The organism is Morganella morganii H1r (genome assembly GCF_000633515.1).
In the GTDB taxonomy this organism is placed as follows: Bacteria; Pseudomonadota; Gammaproteobacteria; order Enterobacterales; family Enterobacteriaceae; genus Morganella; species Morganella morganii_B.
Genome location: NZ_AYMP01000004.1, coordinates 145,510 through 165,775, shown reverse-complemented (window position 1 = coordinate 165,775; position 20,266 = coordinate 145,510). Strand labels below are relative to the sequence as shown.

Annotated in this window: 17 protein-coding genes; 10 read left to right on the top strand and 7 right to left on the bottom strand. The window is 52.5% G+C overall.

Annotated features, from left to right (window positions below; translation table 11 throughout):
• The 3 genes from hypE (at position 1) to yedF (ending at position 2,897) form a co-directional block, all read left to right on the top strand.
• Entirely contained in the window at positions 1-1,020 is a 1,020-nt protein-coding gene (gene hypE / locus U868_RS0101690) for a hydrogenase expression/formation protein HypE (protein WP_025151780.1), read from the top strand.
• A 409-nt stretch (positions 1,021-1,429) separates the two neighbouring features.
• Positions 1,430-2,641: a selenium metabolism membrane protein YedE/FdhT gene (gene yedE, locus U868_RS0101685; protein WP_024474563.1), complete on the top strand. Its 1,212-nt coding sequence runs from the start codon at positions 1,430-1,432 to the stop codon at positions 2,639-2,641.
• A gap of 10 nt (positions 2,642-2,651) precedes the next feature.
• Entirely contained in the window at positions 2,652-2,897 is a 246-nt protein-coding gene (gene yedF, locus U868_RS0101680; protein WP_025151779.1) for a sulfurtransferase-like selenium metabolism protein YedF, read from the top strand.
• A 35-nt stretch (positions 2,898-2,932) separates the two neighbouring features.
• Here the strand turns inward: yedF and U868_RS0101675 are convergent, their stop codons facing one another.
• A complete protein-coding gene (locus tag U868_RS0101675) occupies positions 2,933-3,562 on the bottom strand; it encodes a TetR/AcrR family transcriptional regulator (RefSeq protein WP_025151778.1) in 630 nt (209 codons plus the stop codon).
• An 87-nt stretch (positions 3,563-3,649) separates the two neighbouring features.
• Here U868_RS0101675 and U868_RS0101670 point away from each other — a divergent pair, with 87 nt between their 5' ends.
• Positions 3,650-4,354 (top strand): DAPG hydrolase family protein, encoded by a 705-nt coding sequence (locus U868_RS0101670; RefSeq protein ID WP_025151777.1) that lies wholly within the window; start codon positions 3,650-3,652, stop codon positions 4,352-4,354.
• Positions 4,355-4,404: 50 nt separating this feature from the next.
• On the opposite strand, the gene rdgC is transcribed toward U868_RS0101670, so the two are convergent.
• Positions 4,405-5,313, bottom strand: coding sequence for a recombination-associated protein RdgC (rdgC, locus tag U868_RS0101665; protein WP_025151776.1), 909 nt, complete (start codon positions 5,311-5,313; stop codon positions 4,405-4,407).
• Positions 5,314-5,492: 179 nt separating this feature from the next.
• On the opposite strand from rdgC, the gene mak reads away from it, so the two are divergent.
• A complete protein-coding gene (gene mak, locus U868_RS0101660; RefSeq protein WP_025151775.1) occupies positions 5,493-6,401 on the top strand; it encodes a fructokinase in 909 nt (302 codons plus the stop codon).
• A gap of 136 nt (positions 6,402-6,537) precedes the next feature.
• On the opposite strand, the gene U868_RS0101655 is transcribed toward mak, so the two are convergent.
• The 3 genes from U868_RS0101655 to sbcD form a co-directional block, all read right to left on the bottom strand.
• Positions 6,538-7,140, bottom strand: coding sequence for a nitroreductase family protein (locus U868_RS0101655; RefSeq protein WP_025151774.1), 603 nt, complete (start codon positions 7,138-7,140; stop codon positions 6,538-6,540).
• A gap of 195 nt (positions 7,141-7,335) precedes the next feature.
• Positions 7,336-11,022, bottom strand: coding sequence for an SbcC/MukB-like Walker B domain-containing protein (locus tag U868_RS0101650; protein WP_025151773.1), 3,687 nt, complete (start codon positions 11,020-11,022; stop codon positions 7,336-7,338).
• On the bottom strand, positions 11,019-12,311 hold the full coding sequence (gene sbcD / locus U868_RS0101645; protein ID WP_025151772.1) for an exonuclease subunit SbcD: 1,293 nt from the start codon (positions 12,309-12,311) through the stop codon (positions 11,019-11,021). Before sbcD ends, U868_RS0101650 begins: the two co-directional genes overlap by 4 nt.
• Before the next feature lie 279 nt (positions 12,312-12,590).
• Here sbcD and phoB point away from each other — a divergent pair, with 279 nt between their 5' ends.
• The 3 genes from phoB to brnQ all read left to right on the top strand — a co-directional run bounded on the left by phoB (position 12,591) and on the right by brnQ (position 16,332).
• Positions 12,591-13,280: a phosphate regulon transcriptional regulator PhoB gene (gene phoB / locus U868_RS0101640; RefSeq protein WP_004236414.1), complete on the top strand. Its 690-nt coding sequence runs from the start codon at positions 12,591-12,593 to the stop codon at positions 13,278-13,280.
• A 30-nt stretch (positions 13,281-13,310) separates the two neighbouring features.
• Entirely contained in the window at positions 13,311-14,606 is a 1,296-nt protein-coding gene (gene phoR, locus U868_RS0101635) for a phosphate regulon sensor histidine kinase PhoR (RefSeq protein ID WP_025151771.1), read from the top strand.
• Between the two features lie 394 nt (positions 14,607-15,000).
• Positions 15,001-16,332 (top strand): branched-chain amino acid transport system II carrier protein, encoded by a 1,332-nt coding sequence (gene brnQ, locus U868_RS0101630; protein WP_025151770.1) that lies wholly within the window; start codon positions 15,001-15,003, stop codon positions 16,330-16,332.
• Positions 16,333-16,444: 112 nt separating this feature from the next.
• Here brnQ and U868_RS0101625 read toward each other — a convergent pair whose 3' ends face one another.
• Entirely contained in the window at positions 16,445-17,047 is a 603-nt protein-coding gene (locus U868_RS0101625; RefSeq protein ID WP_025151769.1) for a peroxiredoxin C, read from the bottom strand.
• Between the two features lie 204 nt (positions 17,048-17,251).
• A complete protein-coding gene (locus U868_RS0101620; RefSeq protein WP_025151768.1) occupies positions 17,252-17,839 on the bottom strand; it encodes an ACP phosphodiesterase in 588 nt (195 codons plus the stop codon).
• 110 nt (positions 17,840-17,949) lie between these two features.
• Between U868_RS0101620 and queA the strand changes: the two genes are divergently transcribed.
• Both queA and tgt read left to right on the top strand, forming a co-directional pair.
• Positions 17,950-19,026 carry a tRNA preQ1(34) S-adenosylmethionine ribosyltransferase-isomerase QueA gene (gene queA, locus U868_RS0101615; protein WP_025151767.1) on the top strand — a complete coding sequence of 359 codons (1,077 nt, stop codon included), beginning with the start codon at positions 17,950-17,952 and terminating at the stop codon, positions 19,024-19,026.
• A 97-nt stretch (positions 19,027-19,123) separates the two neighbouring features.
• A complete protein-coding gene (gene tgt / locus U868_RS0101610; protein WP_025151766.1) occupies positions 19,124-20,248 on the top strand; it encodes a tRNA guanosine(34) transglycosylase Tgt in 1,125 nt (374 codons plus the stop codon).
• Positions 20,249-20,266 lie beyond the last annotated feature (18 nt).

The window sequence follows — 20,266 nt, the reverse complement described above, 5'->3', positions numbered from 1 at the left end:
ATGAAACCTATTACTGAAATCACCCTGGCCCAGGGTAATGGCGGACAGGGGATGCAGCAACTGATCGACTCCCTGTTTTTGCAGGCATTTTCCAATCCGTATCTGAATGAAAAAGAAGATCAGGCACGCATACCGCTGACTGAATTACAGGCTGCCGGTGATCGCCTGGCGTTCAGTACCGACAGCTATGTGATTGATCCGATTATTTTCCCCGGCGGCAATATCGGCAAACTGGCGGTATGCGGCACGGCGAATGATCTGTCTGTCGGCGGCGCAATTCCGCGCTATCTCTCCTGCGGATTTATCCTTGAGGAAGGGCTGTCGTTTGACATCCTGTCTCAGCTGGTTAACAGCATGGCGGAAACCGCAAAAGCCAATGGTATTCAGATTGTGACCGGCGATACCAAAGTGGTGCCGCGCGGTGCGGCAGATAAAGTCTTTATCAATACCGCCGGTATCGGTGTGATCCCGCATCAGCTGAACTGGGCGGCGGCACAGTGCCGTCCGGGGGATAAAATTATTGTCAGTGGTACACTGGGTGACCACGGTGCAGCGATCCTCAATCTGCGTGAAAACCTCGGGCTGGATGCGGATCTGCGCAGCGACTGCGCGGTGCTGGAGCCGATGCTCGCACCACTGCGGGCAATTGACGGCGTCCGGGCTGTGCGTGATGCCACCCGCGGCGGTGTCACCGCTATCCTGCATGAATTTGCCGATGCTTCACAGTGCGGTATGAATATTGAAGAGCAGAAACTGCCGCTGAAAACCGCAGTACGCGGTGTGTGCGAGCTGCTGGGACTGGAGGCACTCAATTTTGCCAATGAAGGTAAAGTGGTGATTGTCACCGCTCCGGAGGCTGAAGCCGCCGTGCTGGCAGCCCTCCGTAACAGCCTGCTCGGTCAGGATGCCTGTACCATCGGGCAGGTAACAGAAGCAAAACAGGTGAAGGTACAGGGGATTTTCGGGGCGACCAGGTTGCTGGATCTTCCGTATAACGAGCCGTTGCCCCGCATCTGCTAATCTACGTCATCCTCCACTCTGTGGCTGTGTTGGCCGCACTCATCGGCCCCGGTCACATACTGATGTATGCTCCCGGGGCACTCTTCCCTTGCCGCCTTGCCACAGAGCGGATGATTTAGCAGATTTCGCGAACAGGGACGTGTCAGCGTCTTTCCGGTTTGCCGGTTATCCCGCTGCCCGAATCTGAAAGAAGATGGTTTGATGTTTTATTCTTTCCGGCACACAGTGAGTATTCGGATGATTCAGCAGATTTCGCGGACAGGGACATGTCAGTATTTTTAAAAATATTAATAAGCTAATTATTCTAACAGGAGTATGATTCTCCGGTGGATCACATATAAAGATCCTACTGGTACACACGTACTCCGACATCGATTCCCGACGCTGTCGGGATTTTTTTGGTAAAAAAATGAACTGGTCTACATTTAAATCAACGTATCTTGTCAGGTTCTGGCAGCCGTTGCCCGCAGTGATCGCCGCCGGCATCTTATCCGCATACTACTTCGGATTAACAGGCACATTCTGGGCGGTCACCGGAGAGTTTACGCGCTGGGGCGGACACATTCTGCAACTGTTCGGCGCTCATCCGGAAAACTGGGGGTATTTTAAGGTGATCGGTTTGCAGGGCTCGCCCCTGGATCGTATCGACGGCATGATGATTATCGGCATGTTTGCCGGTTGTATCGCCGCTGCCTTATGGGCTAACAACGTCAAAATCCGCCTTCCGCAACACAAAATCCGTATCTGGCAGGCCGTTATCGGCGGCATTATCGCCGGTTTCGGAGCGCGTCTTGCAATGGGGTGTAACCTGGCGGCCTTCTTTACCGGTATCCCGCAATTCTCCCTGCATGCCTGGTTCTTCGCACTGGCAACTGCCGCAGGCTCTTACTTCGGCGCAAAATTCACACTGCTGCCGATGTTCCGCATTCCGGTTAAACTGCAAAAAGTCAGCAAAGCGTCACCGCTGACACAGGATTTGCAACGGGCGAAACGCCGTTTTCGTCTCGGTATGCTGATCTTCCTGCTGTGTGTCACCTGGTCTCTGTTCACGCTGTTTAAATCCCCGAAACTCGGCATGGCAATGCTGTTCGGCATCGGGTTTGGTCTGCTGATTGAACGGGCACAAATCTGCTTTACTTCCGCATTCCGTGATGTCTGGATCACCGGGCGTACTCAGATGGCAAAAGCGATTATCCTCGGTATGGCCGTCAGTGCTATCGGCATCTACAGCTATGTGCAACTGGGCGCAGAGCCGAAAATATTCTGGGCAGGCCCTAACGCCGTGATTGGCGGGTTGCTGTTCGGCTTCGGTATTGTGCTGGCAGGGGGTTGTGAAACCGGCTGGATGTACCGTGCCGTGGAAGGTCAGGTGCACTTCTGGTGGGTCGGTCTGGGGAATATTATCGGTGCGACGATTCTGGCCTATTACTGGGATTCTGTGGCGCCGTGGCTGGCGACTGACTACGACAAAGTCAACCTGCTGGATACCTTCGGCCCGGCCGGTGGTCTGCTGGTCACTTACGGATTACTCGCTTTCGCCTTTATCCTGTTACTGATGTGGGAGAAACGCTTCTTCCGCCGGAAAAACCAGGCTGACGCTGTCGCCGCTGCCGCACACTAAGGAGCACACCATGAATACCGAAAATACTGCAATTGTGCCGGATTACCGGCTGGATATGGTTGGTGAGCCGTGTCCGTATCCGGCAGTGGCAACCCTTGAAGCCATGCCGTCACTGAAATCCGGGGAGGTCCTCGAAGTGGTGAGTGACTGTCCGCAATCCATCAATAATATTCCGCTGGATGCCAAAAACCATGGCTACACCGTGTTGTCCATCCAGCAGGACGGGCCGACAATCCGCTATCTGATACAGAAATAATGCGGTTCCGGGCACCGGTTATCTGCCGGTGCCTGTCAGCACTTCAGTAATGCCACTGCGGCACGGATACGCGGCTCTATCGGATAGTCCGGTGCCGGAGGTGCCAGTTTCAGGGCAATCTGGCGCAGCGGCTCTGCCATCACCATCGATAACAGCAAATCACTGGTTTGTGCTGCATCCGGCTGCGGCAGGAAGTTCTGATGGCGGGACAGCCATTCCGTCAGCAGCGCACGTCCGCGCTCAATTCCGCCTGCCTGATAGCGGGTCAGTAATAACTCCCGGCCGGGAAAATCACTGCTCAGCAGACAAAATAATCCCGCCGCCTCAGCACTGAGCACCTTGTGGCTCATGATGGTCAGATTTTTTTCAAGCAGCTGATAAAAATCATCTTTAGTCTTTGCATCCTGCATAAACAGCGGCACAAAGGAATCCGTCCAGCCGCGCACTATCTGCTCTGCCAGATCTTCCCGGTTATCAGCAAACCGGTACAGCGTCTTTTTGGAGACCCCCGCCTGTTTTGCCACCGCATCCATCGTCATCGCGGCATACCCCTGTGATAACAACAAACTGAGTGATGCTTCCCGGATTTTTGCAATCAATTCTTCTTCCGGAACAACCGGGCGGCCACGTCCGCGGAGTTTTGTGGCAGGTTCATGATTAGCCATACGTGCGATCCTCAATTGACAAATATCCATGGCGGGACAATATTAATTTGGAAACGAAATTCGTTTCTTAATTGTGGAGTATACGTTATGTCAGCGAAAAAACAAAACTTACCGTGGGCACTGAATGATATTAATCAGTTATTATCCCCTGAGCCACTGAGAATGGAAATGGGTCTGGAACGCAGCGAAGAGGGGCTGCTGACCGTATCTGTCAGAACTGATTTGCGCGGCTGCAAAGGGCGGATGCTGGAGTGGTGGTTCACGTTTTTTGAAACCACGCAGCATATCCGCTGGTGGCATCCGCATGATCATGTGGCACACCACGGCTGGGATTCTGTCTGGAAAAAAGGGGAGAGTTATATCGGGGCGACAATCCGTGCGGTTGAGTCTCTCGGGCCGATCCCGCCGGTCGGGGCGACACTGAAATTCAATGATGCACAGGATTTCTTTGATGCGGATAAACTGGCCGCAGCGCGGCAGACTCATCAGATTTCCGGTGCGATTTGTGCCCATATCGGGTTCGGGGATGATGTGAAAACCGATACGCTGGGTTACCCGATCGACGGAAAAATGCTGCATATCACCTATGATACTGAGTTCGGATGTGTGTTACGCAGCCGGTTTTTACTCGGGGCGTCATTGGCGGATCCGCTGACGGAATTGCCGGATGAGATTGGTTTCGGGCTGATGAAGCACTGCTATAACGAGTTTACTTACTTGTCCCGTTTTCTGCCGTCACTCTATTACGGCGAGCACGGTAACGATGAAAAAGCCCCGCTGCCGTGGGCATAACAGCGGGTATCTGCGGGAGCCTGTTACCGGGCTTCCCGCAGATCGTGTTTTCAGCGCTCCGCTTCACCGCCGAGGGCGGCAATGGTGTTGCTGATCAGCGCACTCAGTTCGCCGGTCATCAGAATAAAATCAGCATCAAACCGCTGAGCAAAATCCTCACGGTCGATATCTTCATTTTTGTCTTTTAAATCATCACTGTATTTCAGGCGTTTAAAGGAACCGTCATCAGACATCAGGAACTGAATCCGCTCTTCCCAGTCCAGAGCCAGTTTGGTGACACATTTTCCTGCTTCAATGCAGGTGGCGATTTCATCTGATACCAGATCCTGCTTCTTACAGCGGATCACACCGCCGTCTTCCAGAATGGCTTTCAGTTCAGCTTCCTCCATCAGGGCAAATCCGGTTGGTAAATCACCGGAACGCACCCACTCGGTCAGCGTCAGTTCAATCGGGTCTTTGGTGGTCAGCGGGATCACCGGCAGAGAGCCGAGTGTTTTACGCAGCAGGGCAAGGTTATCTTCCGCCCGTTTGGCACTGGCGGCATCGACGATAATCAGGCCGCGTTCGGCATCAATCCAGATGGCGGTCTGGCTGAAACGGCTGAAGGCACGCGGCAGCAGCGCGTGAACCACTTCATCTTTCAGGGAATCTTTTTCCGTTTTCTTCAGTTTGCGGTGCTGCTCATGTTCCAGCTTTTCAATTTTCGCCTGTAATTCCTGTTTAATCACCGGCGATGGCAGCATTTTTTCTTCTTTTTTTGCACAGATAAGGATCTGTTTACCGGCAGCGTGAGTCAGTGCATCCCCCCGGGATCCCATCGGCGAGACCCAGCCGGTTTTCATCATATCCTGACTGCCGCACGGCGTGAATGCCATGTGTTCCAGCTGTTTTTCCAGTTCATCGGCAGACAGCGGAAACGGTGAGCTAAGGCGGTAAACGAGTATATTTTTAAACCACATCGGACAGTCCTGTTTTATGATGCGCGGTCATTGCGCGGTGAGAATTGCATCCCGCTATGATAACGGATCTTGCCGCGTTGCTCTAATGCCTTCGCGCGGAAACTTGATTGTCAGAGCGCCGCCCTGCATTATCAGAAGCATGAAAGACAGAGCGTAACTCCACAGCAGAAGGGGACAGTATGCGGATCGGTATTGATTTGGGCGGCACCAAAATTGAAGTGATTGCACTCAGTAATGAGGGGCAGGAATTATTCCGTAAACGGACGGATACGCCGCGTTTTGATTATCAGCAGACATTACAGGCGATTGCCGGGCTGGTACACGATGCGGAAACCGCTACCGGAGAGACCGGTACTGTCGGAGTGGGGATACCGGGAACGCTGTCACCGGTCACCGGGAGGGTAAAAAATGCCAACTCGGTCTGGCTTAACGGTCAGCCGTTTGATGCGGATCTCAGTGCATTACTGCAACGGAAAGTGCGGGTGGCAAATGATGCAAATTGCCTGGCGGTCTCTGAAGCGGTTGATGGTGCAGGTGCCGGGTTTCCGGTGGTTTTTGCGGTGATTATCGGTACCGGCTGCGGCGCGGGGATTGCCCTGAACGGGCAGGTTCACAGCGGTGGCAACGGTGTGGCCGGGGAGTGGGGACATAATCCGCTGCCGTGGCAGGATGAAGCCGACCGGCTGTTTAAAGGCATGGCGGATTGCTATTGCGGCAAACAGGGCTGTACCGAATTGTTTATCTCCGGTACCGGTTTTATGGCTGATTATACGGCGCTGACCGGTGAGGTCTGCAAAGGCGCGGAGATCATCCGTCGTTTGTCGCAGGGTGATTTACCGGCTGAACAGGTGATGGTGAATTATGAACAGCGGCTGGCAAAAGCGCTCGGTCAGGTCGTGAACATGCTGGACCCGGATGTGATTGTGCTGGGCGGCGGGATGAGTAATGTCGATCGCCTGTATCAGACAGTACCGGCGCTGATGCGTTCCCGTGTTTTCGGTGGTGAATGCGGTACGCCGATCCGCAAAGCGGTGCACGGTGACTCCAGTGGTGTCCGTGGTGCGGCCTGGTTGTGGCCGAAAATCTGATAAAAAAAGCCCGCACACGGCGGGCAAAGGCATATTTTAACACGATAACAGAAGGTAATTGCGGCGCTTTATGACAGGTAAAGCGCCTGATGCGTCCGGGAACAGCGGCGGTTAATGCGCCGCTGAGTCCGGAAGATTAATTGAAGATTCTGAAACGGCTTTCATCATCCATAAAGGCTTTTTCACCGGCTTCCTGCTCAATGGATCCGAACACTAACTGTGCGCGCAGTTTCCAGTCAGCCGGGATATCCCAGGCTTTGCTGACCTGCTCATCAATCACCGGATTATAGTGTTGCAGGGATGCGCCGATATTTTCTTCGGACAGTGCAGTCCAGACAGCAAATTGTGCGATACCGCTGGCCTGTTCAGACCAGATCGGGAAGTTATCCGCATACAGCGCAAATTGTTCCTGTAAGCCTTTGACAACGGACTGGTCTTCAAAGAACAGCACAGTACCGGCACCGGACAGGAAGGCATTATCAATTTTGCTTTCTGTCGCGGCAAATGCATCTGCCGGTACAATGGCGCGCAGTGTCTCTTTCACGATATTCCACAGTTTTTTGTGGTTTTCACCAAACAGCACCACGACGCGTGATGATTGTGAGTTAAACGCCGTCGGGCTGTGTTTCACGGCTTCTTTGATGAGCGCGGCGATACGATCCTGAGAAACAGGCAGATTATTACCAAGGCTGTAAATTGTTCTGCGTTTTTTAATTAACTCGATAAATGAATTAGACATGTTACTCTCCGTTAAATTTTTTGTCGGAAAAACTGGTTTCCGCGCTCTCTTCAGTTCATGATGAACAGCATATAAGCAATGAATCAAAAAACATACCGAAAATATTTAACCTTATGTTTCAAAAAATTCGGCCAACAGAAAAATTTCCAATAAATATCATTGAATTAATAATTGTGTACTAATGGCGTGAAAATATCACGCCGTTGTAACACGATATTCCGGCGATAATTTGCTGATCCCGAGTCCGTTCATTTTTCTGACAGAGATCTGCACCGCAATACGTTCTTTCATGGCTTCAATGTGGCTGATAACACCGATGGTTTTTCCGGTGGCATTCAGGTTATCGAGTGCATCCAGCGCAATATCGAGTGTTTCCTGATCCAGTGTGCCGAAGCCCTCGTCGAGGAACAGGGATTCAATCTGTGTTTTATGACTGACGAGATCAGACAAGGCCAGTGCGAGCGCCAGGCTGACCAGGAACGTTTCCCCGCCGGAGAGGGTTTTGGTGTCACGCTGAGTGTCTGCCTGCCAGGTATCTGTGATTTGCAGCTCCAGGCTATCTGCTGTTTTGCGCTGCAATACATAGCGGCCGTGCAGTTTCTCCAGCCGCCGGTTCGCCAGATGGATCAGATAATCCAGCGTCAGTCCCTGGGCAAAGCGGCTGAATTTGGCGCCATCGGCAGAGCCTATCAGCAGATTGAGGCGGCTGTGGTCGGTGACGTCCTGCTGATGCCGGGTGATCTGATCCAGTAAATCGCGCTGCTGTACCCGCAGATTATCATCCGCCGTCAGCCGTCCGCGCAGTTCCCCCTGACGGCTGCTCAGTTCCCGCAGTTGCTGTACGGCGGCGGTCTGTGATTCTGTCAGCTGTTGCCGGGACTGTTCACGGAACGGCTCCGGTTGGACGGACAGATGCTGCTCCAGCGCGGTTCTGGCATCCCCGAGACTGGTGGCGGCTTTCAGCTGTGCCTGGTTAAGTGCTGTTTCCAGCGTCTGTAACTGCTGATGTTCCTCTTCACTGAGCAGGGCGGCGAGGAAATCGGCCTCACCGGCAAACGGGCTTTCTGCCAGTTGCTGCTGAAAAATCTGCTGATTGTGGTGCTGCTGCTCCTGTGCGTCCAGAATCTGCTGTTGCAGCCGTTTTTCTTCTCCCCGGAGCCCGGCAAGGTGCTGTTGCAGGCTGTCGCGCTGCTGTGTCAGGGTTTTCAGTCGGTTTTCCGTTTCCTGCTGCTGATGAAGCAGTTTCTGTAATTCCGTGCTGATATTTTTATCACCAAACAGCGCCTGCCGCTGTTCCGTGACGGCGTTGTGTTGTTGTTGCAGTGCAGCCAGTGCGGCGGATTGTTCTGCCAGTTGTGTGGTCAGCTTTGTCTGCTGTGCTTCCAGATTTTGCTGCTGTGCGGTCAGTTCCGCGAGTTGCTGTGCACTTTGCTGTATCAGTTGTTCATTTGCGGCGAACTGATCACTTTCCTGCTGACGCTGTGCCAGCCACTCAGCGGTTTCTGCCGGTGAGGGAATGGTGTAACCAAAGGCGGTCACGGTTTGTGTCAGCGAGGTTTCCAGTGTCTGTTGCTGCTGATGAAGCTGCGTCAGCCGGGCCGCCCGTTCCGTCTGCTGCTGCGCCAGGAACTGCTGTTCCTGACTGTTGCGCTGTAATGCCTGTGACAGCCGCTCACACTCAGCCTCTTCCGCCTGTAACCGGTTTTGCAGTGTTAATACCTGTGTTTCCAGGGTGCGGCGGGCTTCCAGAGACTGCTGTTGCTGCTGATACAGCCCGTCATAATGCTGAGTGATGTCATTCAGTGATACCGGGGAATCTGTCAGGGCGTCAAACCCGCCCTCAAGACAGATTTTCTGCCATTGTGAAGTATGAGCCGCGAGAGCCTCTCCGGTTTCCTGCAGTGTACTGCTCAGTTTTTCGTGTTGTGTGCGGGTAAAGGCCAGCTGAGATTGCTTCGCTGCCAGTGTTTTTTCCGCCTCTCTGATAGTGTGTGTCAGTGTTTCCAGGCGCTGCGCGGTTTCATCCGGTGTTACCTGCTGATAGTCCGTGACAGCCGGGTGATCGGTACTGCCGCATAACGGACAGGGCTCTCCGGCCTGTAAACGCTGACGTTCCGCCTCCAGCCGGACAATGGTTTGCTCCAGCTGATAACGGGCTGTCAGGTCACGCAGATGTACCTGCTGGTCAGCCAGAACCGGCCCGTGTTGTGCAATCAGGTCTGTCAGCGTTTTAATCTCTTCCTGAGAGTCGCGCTGTTGTTGCAGAAGATTTTCCCGGTTACGGGTCAGCAGGGTGATTTCCGGTGCCAGAGATGTCAGTTTTTGCAGTAATCCGCGTTTTTCACCGGTCTGTTGCAGTTGTGTGGTTAACTGCTGATCCGGTTCGGTTTGCCGGGCCTGCTGCAATGTGGTCTGTAAGGCGGTCAGCTCTGTTTTCAGCGGCAGAACAGACTGATTGCGGGCAGCCAGTTTATCTGCCATTTCTGTATGTGCTGCGGTCAGTGACTGCTGCTGAATTTCCCCCGCCTGCTGCTGTTCTGTCAGTGCGAAAATCTGAGCCCGGTATTCCTGCCGGGTGTGCAGCTCATGCCGCCACTGAACAATGGCGGACGGAAGCTCTGCTTTCTGTGCATTTTCCTGTCTGAAGTGTGTGCTGCGTGCATAACTGTCACGGGTTTGCGCCAGCTGTTGCTGAAGCTGTACTGACTGGTTTTGCAGTGCCTGCTGTTCCTGAAACTGTGTCTGATAGTGCTGTGTCAGTGTCTCAGACTGACTGTTCAGCAGCTGCAGCCGGTTATCCAGCGGCCTGATGTCGTTTTCTGCCAGTGTTTCCAGTTGCTGATACTGCTGTTTCAGCCCGGTGAGTAACTGTTGTTGCTCCTCACACTGACTGCTCAGCGGCTGCAGCGAGCGGGTGGTGCTCTCTGTAGTTTGTGCCAGTTCCTGCATACGGGCGGTCAGCTGTGCACTTAAGGCGGCACTGCTCTGCACTGCCTCTCCGGCCGGGCGCAGTTTTTCTGCCGGTTTGGCGCGGGCAAGCCGGTTAAGCTGTGTTTGTGCATCCTGTATCTGCTGCATAACGGAAGCATGTTGCTGTTGCCGCTGTTCTGTTTCTGTATTCAGTGTATCGCGGTGCTGCCACCATTGCAGCGCGGTCTGTAGCTGTGTCTGACGGATAAGCTGAGCCTGCTCATCAGCCTGCAGAGTGGTCAGTTCAGCCTGACACGCAAGACGCTCCTCGTCTGTCATCAGCCGGATAGCGCCGGTCTGCGCTTCCAGCAGAGATAACGCCTGTTGCGCGGCTTTGTAGTCTTCATAAACCTGACGGGAAATCAGACGGTAAATTTCCGTGCCGGTCAGTTCTTCCAGCAGATCCGCCCGTTCATTATCACCGGCATTCAGAAAGGCAGCGAAATTTCCCTGTGATAACAGGACGGAACGGGTAAAACGGGCGAAATCCAGGCCGGTGATCTCAATAATGCTCTCCCTGACCTGCGTCAGTTTGTCTGAGAGAATTTTTCCGGTGGCACACTCAGCCAGTTCGGCCTTCGGCGGCTGAAGGTTACCGTCAGCTTTATCCCTTGCGCGGCGCTGGCTCCAGAACGCGCGGTATGTTTTTCCTTTGACGGAAAACTCCACTTCGGCCAGACATTCCGCAGTATGGCGGGTCATCACATCATTCTGGGATGCGGATGTTTTTACGCGCGGGGTTTCATGATAGAGCGCGAGACAAATGGCATCCAGCAGCGTGGTTTTCCCGGCACCGGTCGGGCCGGTGATGGCAAACAGTCCGTTTCCGGCAAAGGGCTCTGCTGTAAAATCAATCTTCCATTCGCCCTGCAGTGAATTGATATTTTTAAACCGTAATGTCAGGATTTTCATTCACTTTTTCCTTTCCGGCTGTCTGTGCGGGGGCTGCTTTTTCCGCTGATACCGGTGCTGATTTCACTGCTGTCTCTCTCTGCCTGGTCACGAACCTGTTCACACACGCGGCGGAAAAGGGTGGTGAGACGCGGAATATCCTCTTCTTCGGTATCACTGAGTGCCAGACGGCGGGCAAAAACATCATCCGGAGTCAGTTCATTCAGGGTTTCACGCAGGGCTTCGCTGTTGTCTGCGGTTATCTGCCTGCGCTCGCGCCGCAGCAGGAGCACTTCAGCAGCCAGCGGCTCTGTCAGTGCCTGAATACGTTTCTGAATGTCCGGCAGGTAATCCCGCCCGGCAATTTCGATGTCCAGCCAGACCGGCTGTGTATGTTCATCACGGGGCGGAAACTGTTCCAGTGCCAGGCTGATGGCATCGAGATCGCCTTTCAGACAGACCATTGGCTGAAAACAGGGAACCGGCACCGCATCAATCGCTGTAATACTGTTGTTCTCCAGGGTCAGCAGGAAGACACTTTTTTCCTGTCCGGACTCATCAAAACTGAGCGGGACGGGGGAACCGCTGTAACGGATGGTGCCGCTGTCACCGATGGACTGTGCGCGGTGAATATGCCCGAGGGCAATGTAATCCGCCGGCGGGAACGCACCGGCCGGGAAGGCATCGAGTGTGCCGATATAAATATCACGGACAGATTCCGATGTTTTGGCACCCACTGTTGTCAGGTGGCCTGTCATAATGATTGGGACATCCGTGCCCAGTTCAGTCCGTTTTGCCACCGCTCTGTCATAAAGAGACTGATAATGTGTCTGTATGGCGGTCAGCAGTGCCAGTTGTTTCTCTGATTCGGATTGTCCGGCCTGACTTTCCAGAATATCGCGCGGCCGCAGAAACGGTACGGCACAGACAATCGCGCCGGGCTGATTCTGCTTATTATGAAGCACGACCAGATCCCGCGCCGGATCCGGCCGGGCAATCACATCCGCATTCAGGCAGGCCATCAGTTCACGGGATTCATTCAGTGTGGCAACGGCATCATGGTTACCGGCAAGCATAATCAGATGGCAGCCGGTCTGCTGCAATTGTGCAACAAAACGGTTATACAGCTCACGGGCGTAACTCGGCGGGGAGGCGGTATCAAACACATCACCGGCGATAATCAGGGCATCTGCCTGCTGTTCTTTTATCAGGTTTATCAGCCAGTCTGAAAACTGCAGATGTTCCTGCAGCCGGTTTTTAGTGTAAAAATATTGTCCGAGATGCCAGTCTGATGTGTGAATGATTTTCATATATACGGTTATTCCTGCCGGGCGAACTGAATGTGTATTGCATTAGGCGGTTTACTGAAAACAGAGTATAACGGAAATCAGGCGGTAAAAATAAATATTGGATAAATATCCAGTATTTTACGATCTGACACGCATTTTGTGTGTAGTATGTCAGTTTAATGACATTATCTTTGCGGTGCAGGCTGAGGTATCGGCTGATATTCATAAATCTGTCACAAAAGTGACGCATAATCGCGGCACTGTCTGATGAAATGAAATTAACGGTAAACAGGGAACGCCATGGCAAGACGAATTTTAGTCGTTGAAGATGAAGCACCTATCCGTGAAATGGTCTGTTTTGTACTGGAGCAGAATGGCTATCAGCCTATCGAGGCAGATGATTATGATGCGGCTATTGCCCGGCTGGTGGAGCCTTTCCCTGATCTTGTCCTGCTGGACTGGATGATCCCGGGCGGTTCCGGTATTCAGGTTATCAAACATATGAAACGGGACAGTCAGCTGAGGGAGATTCCGGTGATGATGCTGACGGCACGCGGTGAAGAGGAAGACCGGGTCAAAGGTCTGGAAACCGGTGCAGACGATTATCTGACCAAACCGTTTTCACCGAAAGAGTTAGTGGCCCGTGTTAAAGCGATTCTGCGGCGCATCTCCCCGATGGCGGCGGATGATCTTATCGCCATGAACGGCCTGACACTCGACCCGGCATCCCACCGCGTAACCAGTAATGAGAATCCGCTGGAAATGGGACCAACCGAATTCAAACTGCTGCACTTTTTTATGACTCATCCGGAGCGGGTTTACAGCCGTGAACAGCTGCTCAACTATGTCTGGGGCGAGAATGTCTATGTTGAGGATCGCACCGTGGATGTGCATATCCGCCGCCTGCGCAAGGCGCTGGAAGCGGACGGGCACGATAAAATGATACAGACAGTCCGGGGAACGGGTTACCGCTTCTCTGTCCGTTACTGATAATAATGTTAAACCGCAAGAGGATCGCGCGTGCTTGAGCGTCTTTCGTGGAAAAAAATTGTACTGGAATTACTGGTTTTCTGCCTGCCGGCACTCTTTTTGTCACTTTTTTTCGGCTATACCGGCTGGTTTCTTGCCGGTGCCCTGTTTGCCGCTGCCGTCTGGCACAGCTATAACTTACTGAAACTGTCTGACTGGCTGTGGCTGGACCGCAGTATGCTGCCGCCGCCCGGCCGCAGCAGCTGGGAGCCGATTTTTTACGGTATCTACCAGCTTCAGCAGCGTAACCGCAAGCGCCGCCGTGAACTCGCCACCCTGATCAAACGCTTTCGCAGCGGGGCGGAATCCCTGCCGGATGCCGTAGTGATGATGACGGAAGACGGCAATATTTTCTGGTGTAACAAACATGCCCAGCACCTTCTTGGTTTCCGCTGGCCGGATGATAACGGGCAGCACATCTTTAACCTTCTGCGTTATCCTGATTTCAGCCGCTATCTGACCCAGGGCGATTATACCCTGCCGCTGACGCTGGAACTGAATAACGGCAGCATGATGGAATTGCGCATCATGCCGTACTCGGAAGGGCAGTTACTGATGGTTGCCCGTGATGTGACAGAGAAACGTCGTCTTGAAAACTCGCGGCGTGATTTTTTTGCCAATGTCAGTCATGAATTGCGCACGCCGCTGACCGTTTTGCAGGGCTATCTGGAAATGCTTGCGGATCAGGATTTTGATAACCCGATGAACAAAAAAGCGATTCTGACCATGCAGGAGCAGACCCGCCGTATGGACGGTATGGTTAAACAGCTTTTGCAGCTGTCAAAAATTGAAGTGGCGGTCAAAAGCGGGCTGGATCAGGTGGTGGATGTACCGGGAATGCTGATCATGCTTCAGCAGGAAGCCGTTACCCTCAGCCGGGGTAAGCAGGAGATCCGCTTTACGGTGGATGACAAACTGAAGATTTTCGGGGATGAGGAAGAGCTGCGCAGTGCCATGTCAAACCTGGTGTATAACGCGGTAAATCATACACCGGAAAATACCCTGATTGAGGTCAGCTGGGCGCTGCGTAACGGTAATGCGGTGTTCAGTGTGAAAGATAACGGCCCGGGTATTCCGGCGGAACACCTGTCGCGCCTGACGGAACGTTTTTACCGCGTGGATAAATCCCGCTCGCGGCAGACCGGCGGTTCCGGTCTGGGGCTGGCGATAGTAAAACACGCTTTACAGCATCATCACACCCATCTGGATATTACCAGCAAACCCGGGCAGGGAACGGAGTTCAGTTTTACCATTCCGGCACGGCTTATCGCTAAATCTTCTCATTAAAGCGGCTTTTGCCGCTTTCTTTATTTAATCGCTGTTAATTTCAGCAGATTTAAAATGTCTGATTAAAATATAAACAAATCATATAGTGTTTATTGAAGCTTACATAACAGCAATCGCTGCTTTGGAAATAGACTTCGGTATATAGTTCTGGTTTTTGCTTTGACTATTGCCTTTCTGCGCTATAAAAGTTTTACTTGTAGTGAGTTATTGGCAATTATCACTGTTTTTTAAATCTAATCACTATAGTTATTAACTTAACATGAATAACATAGTGCTAATGGAATGTTAAAACAGCAGGAGATGCCGCCGGTGACAGATCAGGGAGTTGGATCTTTATTTCCGATATTTTTATTAAATATTTCACATTAAATTAACAGTAACAGACAAAAATAATATGGCGCATCGTTTAACTTCACGAGATATTTTAGCCTTAGGTTTCATGACCTTCGCGCTGTTTGTCGGGGCGGGGAATATTATATTTCCGCCAATGGTCGGCCTTCAGGCCGGTGAAATGGTCTGGACGGCGGCAGCCGGGTTCCTGGTCACCGGCGTTGGTTTACCGGTTCTGACCGTGATCGCACTGGCAAAAGTCGGCGGCGGTATTGAGGCACTCAGTACACCTATCGGTAAATATGCCGGGTTGCTGCTGGCTATTGTGGCCTATCTGTCCGTCGGGCCGCTGTTTGCCACGCCGCGTACAGCCACTGTTTCCTATAAAATCGGGATTGCACCGCTGGTGGGCGGGGAATCTGAAATGTCCCTGCTGATTTACAGCGTGATCTACTTTGCCTGTGTGATCGGCATTTCTCTGTATCCGGGCAAATTGCTGGACAGTGTCGGGCATGTGCTGGCACCGGTTAAAATGCTGGCTCTGGCGATCCTCGGGGTGGCTGCGGTAATGTGGCCGGCCGGTGATGCCATTATGGCAACGCCGGAGTATAAAGAAATGGCGTTCTCCAACGGGTTTATTAATGGTTATCTGACCATGGATACCCTCGGGGCCATGGTCTTCGGGATTGTCATTGTTAATGCCGCCCGTTCGCGCGGAGTGGAAAACTCGTCACTGCTGACCCGCTATACCATGTGGGCCGGGCTGATTGCCGGTGCGCTGCTGACGCTGGTTTATCTGGCGCTGTTCAAATTAGGGGAAAACAGCGGGTCGATTATCCGGAACCCGGCTGACGGCGCGGAAATTCTGCATGCGTATGTCCAGTATACCTTCGGTAACTACGGCAGCTTCTTCCTTGCGGTGCTGATTTTTGTTGCCTGTATGGTGACGGCGATCGGCCTGACCTGTGCCTGTGCGGAATTCTTCAGCCGTTATCTGCCGATTTCTTACCGTAAACTGGTGTGGATCCTCGGTGCGTTCTCCATGGTGATTTCCAACCTGGGGCTGAGCAAGCTGATAGCATTCTCCGTTCCGGTGCTGGTATCCATTTATCCGCCGTGTATTGTGCTGATCCTGCTGAGTTTCACACTGCGCTTCTGGAAAAAACCGGGACGGGTGGTTGCGCCGGCAATGCTGGTCAGCCTGATCCTCGGGACGATGGGCGCTCTGAAAGCCACTAAAATGTTCGGCTCTTATATGCCTTCATGGATTGAGTCACTGCCGTTCTTTAAATATGACCTGGCGTGGCTTGCGCCGTCACTGGCAGTGCTGGTGGTTTCCATTGTGGTTGATCGCCTGATGGGCGCTGAGCCGGAAGTGAATCACAAACACGCCTGATAACCCGGTTTATAAAAATACCCTGTCATGTGCGGGGTATTTTTTTGCCCGTGATTCAGGCACAAAAAAACCAGCCCGCAGGCTGGTTTTTGTATCTCTTAACTGCCGGAACTTACAGTTTGCCGGAGTTCTTTTTCAGGAAGTCAGCAACGCCTTTCGGAGATGCATTCATACCTTCCTGACCTTTTTCCCACTGAGCAGGACACACATCACCGTGCTCTTCGTGGAATTGCAGTGCGTCAACCATACGCAGCATTTCGTCTACGTTACGGCCCAGCGGCAGGTCGTTGACGACCTGATGACGGACAACACCGTTTTTGTCCACCAGGAAAGAACCGCGCAGAGCAACACCGGCTTCCGGAAACTCAACACCGTAAGCGCGCATGATGTCATGTTTGATATCCGCAATCATCGGATACTGAACCTGACCGATACCGCCATCCTCGATAGCAGTGTTACGCCATGCGTTATGAACAAACTCAGAGTCCATAGACACACCAATCACTTCCACACCGCGTTTTTTGAATTCTTCATAGCGGTGATCGAATGCGATCAGCTCAGAAGGGCAGACAAACGTGAAGTCCATCGGCCAGAAGAAGATAACAGCCGGACGGCCGTTCAGGTGTTCTTTCAGATTGAAGTTATCAACAATTTCACCGTTACCCATAACGGCTGCAGCTGTAAAATCGGGGGCTTGACGGGTTACCAGAACCATAATTTACTCCTGTAAGATTATATAGAGTATGGCAATAAACAACAGACAGAATAAAGAATCCGGGGATGGTATTAAAGATCATAATACCGATTAATATAATAGGTTTTACCTATCAATAGTTCATTATTCTATCTGCTACCCGAATAAGATAGAGTTATTTGAGTAAAGTTCAAGTGCTAATTGTGTGAATGAACGTAAAAACCGTTACTGACCTGTAAACGGCTTTGTCACACTGTCCATCATCTGCGGATAGAAACGGAAGAAGATATTTTCAAGAGACTGATAATTATCGGTAAAATCCTGATTTGTCTCCCTGAGCGCGGCAAGTTTCGGACGCCTTTTTGCCATCCCCGCCAGCACCTGTCCGATATAGGGGACTTCCTGATAACGGATTAACCAGCGCTGCGGCCACATAAATTCATTCAGCTCCTGAAATTTCACCGGTGTAAACGCCAGCTGCGGTTCAATCACGGTGCGGACGTGCTGTGTGAAATCGGTCAGTGAGGTCGCGGGCTCAAATTGTGACCAGTGCAGGGAAAGAAAATGATCCCAGACCACATCCAGGGTGATCGGCGCGTAGCGGCGGTATTCCGGGCGGAACAGCTGACGGGCTTCCCGTACCAGCGGGTGTGTGTCAGTCAGGGTATCAACACGCCGGTGCAGCCGGATCCCCGCCGCGACCGGTGCGCTGTACTGTTCTTCCGGGGCGCCGCGGACAAAATCGGCCATCAGATTGCCGAGAAAACTGCTGTTTGCCAGTGAGGCAAGGTGGAGATGTGCGAGAAAATTCATAATACCGCAGCCTTTTATTCCGCCGTCGGCGGGTTATTTCTTGCGCCCTGCTTACCGGGGCACTAGACTATTGCGCCTGTTTTTCTTTTTGAGATGAAACCGAGAATCTCATGCGTGTTGCCGATTTTACTTTTGAACTGCCGGACGAACTGATTGCCCGCTATCCGCAGGCGGAGCGGAGCAAGTGCCGCCTGTTATCGCTTGATGGTATCAGTGGCGAACTGAACCACGGTATCTTCACCGATGTGCTGAATAAACTCAATCCCGGTGATCTGCTGGTATTTAATGATACCCGCGTGATCCCCGCCAGAATGTTCGGCCGCAAAGCCTCCGGCGGAAAGATTGAAGTGCTGGTGGAGCGGATGCTGGATGAGCATCGTGTACTGGCACATGTCCGTGCATCGAAAGCACCGAAAGAGGGTGCGGAGCTGTTGCTGGGCGAAGATGAGAGCGTGAAAGCCACTATGGTGGCGCGTCACGATGCACTGTTTGAAATCCGTTTTGATGATGAGCGCGATGTGCTGACTATTCTGAATCAGATTGGTCATATGCCGCTGCCGCCATATATTGACCGTCCTGATGAAGAGTCGGATCGCGAGTTATACCAGACCGTGTATAATGACCGCCCCGGCGCGGTGGCCGCACCGACTGCCGGGCTGCACTTTGATGAGCCGCTGCTGGCGGCATTGCGCGAAAAGGGTGTGGAAATGGCCTTTGTCACCCTGCATGTCGGGGCGGGTACTTTCCAGCCGGTGCGCGTGGATAACATCGAAGATCACATCATGCACTCCGAATATGCGGAAGTGCCGCAGAATGTGGTTGATGCCGTGCTGGCGTGTAAAGCACGCGGTAATAAAGTGGTCGCTGTCGGCACAACATCCGTGCGTTCCCTGGAAAGTGCGGCGAAAGCGGCACAGGATGCGCTGATTGCACCGTTCTTTGATGATACGCAAATCTTTATTTATCCGGGATATGAGTATCAGGTGGTGGATGCGCTGATCACCAATTTCCATCTGCCGGAATCCACGCTGATTATGCTGGTTTCCGCGTTTGCCGGCTATCAGCACACCATGCAGGCGTATGAAACGGCGGTACGTGAGCATTACCGTTTTTTCAGCTACGGGGATGCGATGTTTATTACCCGCAACCCGCAGGCGAAATTTGAAAAAATTGGTCAAAACGACTGATATACTACTGATTATTGATCAGGCAGATTTCAGCGACTGCTGACTGACTGCCGCTAATTACACATCATCAGACTGTTTTTCTGATGCCGGAGGTTTTGTGAAATATGAACTGCAGACGACAGACGGCCGTGCGCGCCGTGGTCGCTTAATTTTTGATCGTGGCGTTGTTGAAACCCCTGCATTTATGCCGGTGGGGACTTATGGCACAGTGAAAGGGATGACACCGGAAGAAGTGAAAGAGACCGGTGCGCAAATCTTATTAGGCAACACGTTCCATCTGTGGCTGCGCCCCGGTCAGGAAATTATGAAATTACACGGTGACCTGCATGACTTTATGCAGTGGAAAGGCCCGATTCTGACTGACTCCGGTGGTTTCCAGGTATTCAGCCTGGGCGCAATGCGTAAGATCAAAGAAGAAGGTGTCCATTTCCGTAACCCGATCAACGGAGAAAAAATCTTCTTAAGTCCTGAAAAATCGATGGAAATCCAGTACGATCTCGGGTCTGATATCGTGATGATTTTTGACGAGTGTACGCCGTATCTGGCGGACCGGGATTACGCGAAGAAATCCATGGAAATGTCCCTGCGCTGGGCAAAACGCAGCCGTGACCGTTTCGATGAACTGGGTAACCCGAATGCACTGTTCGGTATCATCCAGGGCAGTGTTTACGAAGATTTACGCGATGTGTCAGTGAAAGGGCTGGTGGAAATCGGATTTGATGGGTACGCTGTGGGCGGTCTGGCTGTCGGCGAGCCGAAAGAAGATATGCACCGTATTCTGGAGCATGTCTGTCCGCAGATCCCGGAAGATAAACCGCGCTATTTAATGGGCGTGGGCAAACCGGAAGATCTGGTGGAAGGGGTGCGCCGCGGTATTGATATGTTCGACTGCGTGATGCCGACCCGTAATGCCCGTAACGGTCATCTGTTTGTGACGGACGGCGTGGTAAAAATCCGTAATGCGAAGTATAAATCAGATACATCACCGCTGGATGCGGAATGTGACTGCTATACCTGCCGCAATTATACGCGCGCTTACCTGCATCATTTGGATCGCTGTAATGAAATCCTTGGCGCGCGCTTAAATACCATTCATAATCTGCGCTACTACCAGCGTCTGATGGCGGGTATCCGGCAGGCAATCGAAGAAGGCCGTCTGGACGCATTTGCCGCTGAATTTTATCAGCGGATCGGGAAACCCGTTCCGCCGTTAAGTGAGTGATTTCCCCGAAACGGGATC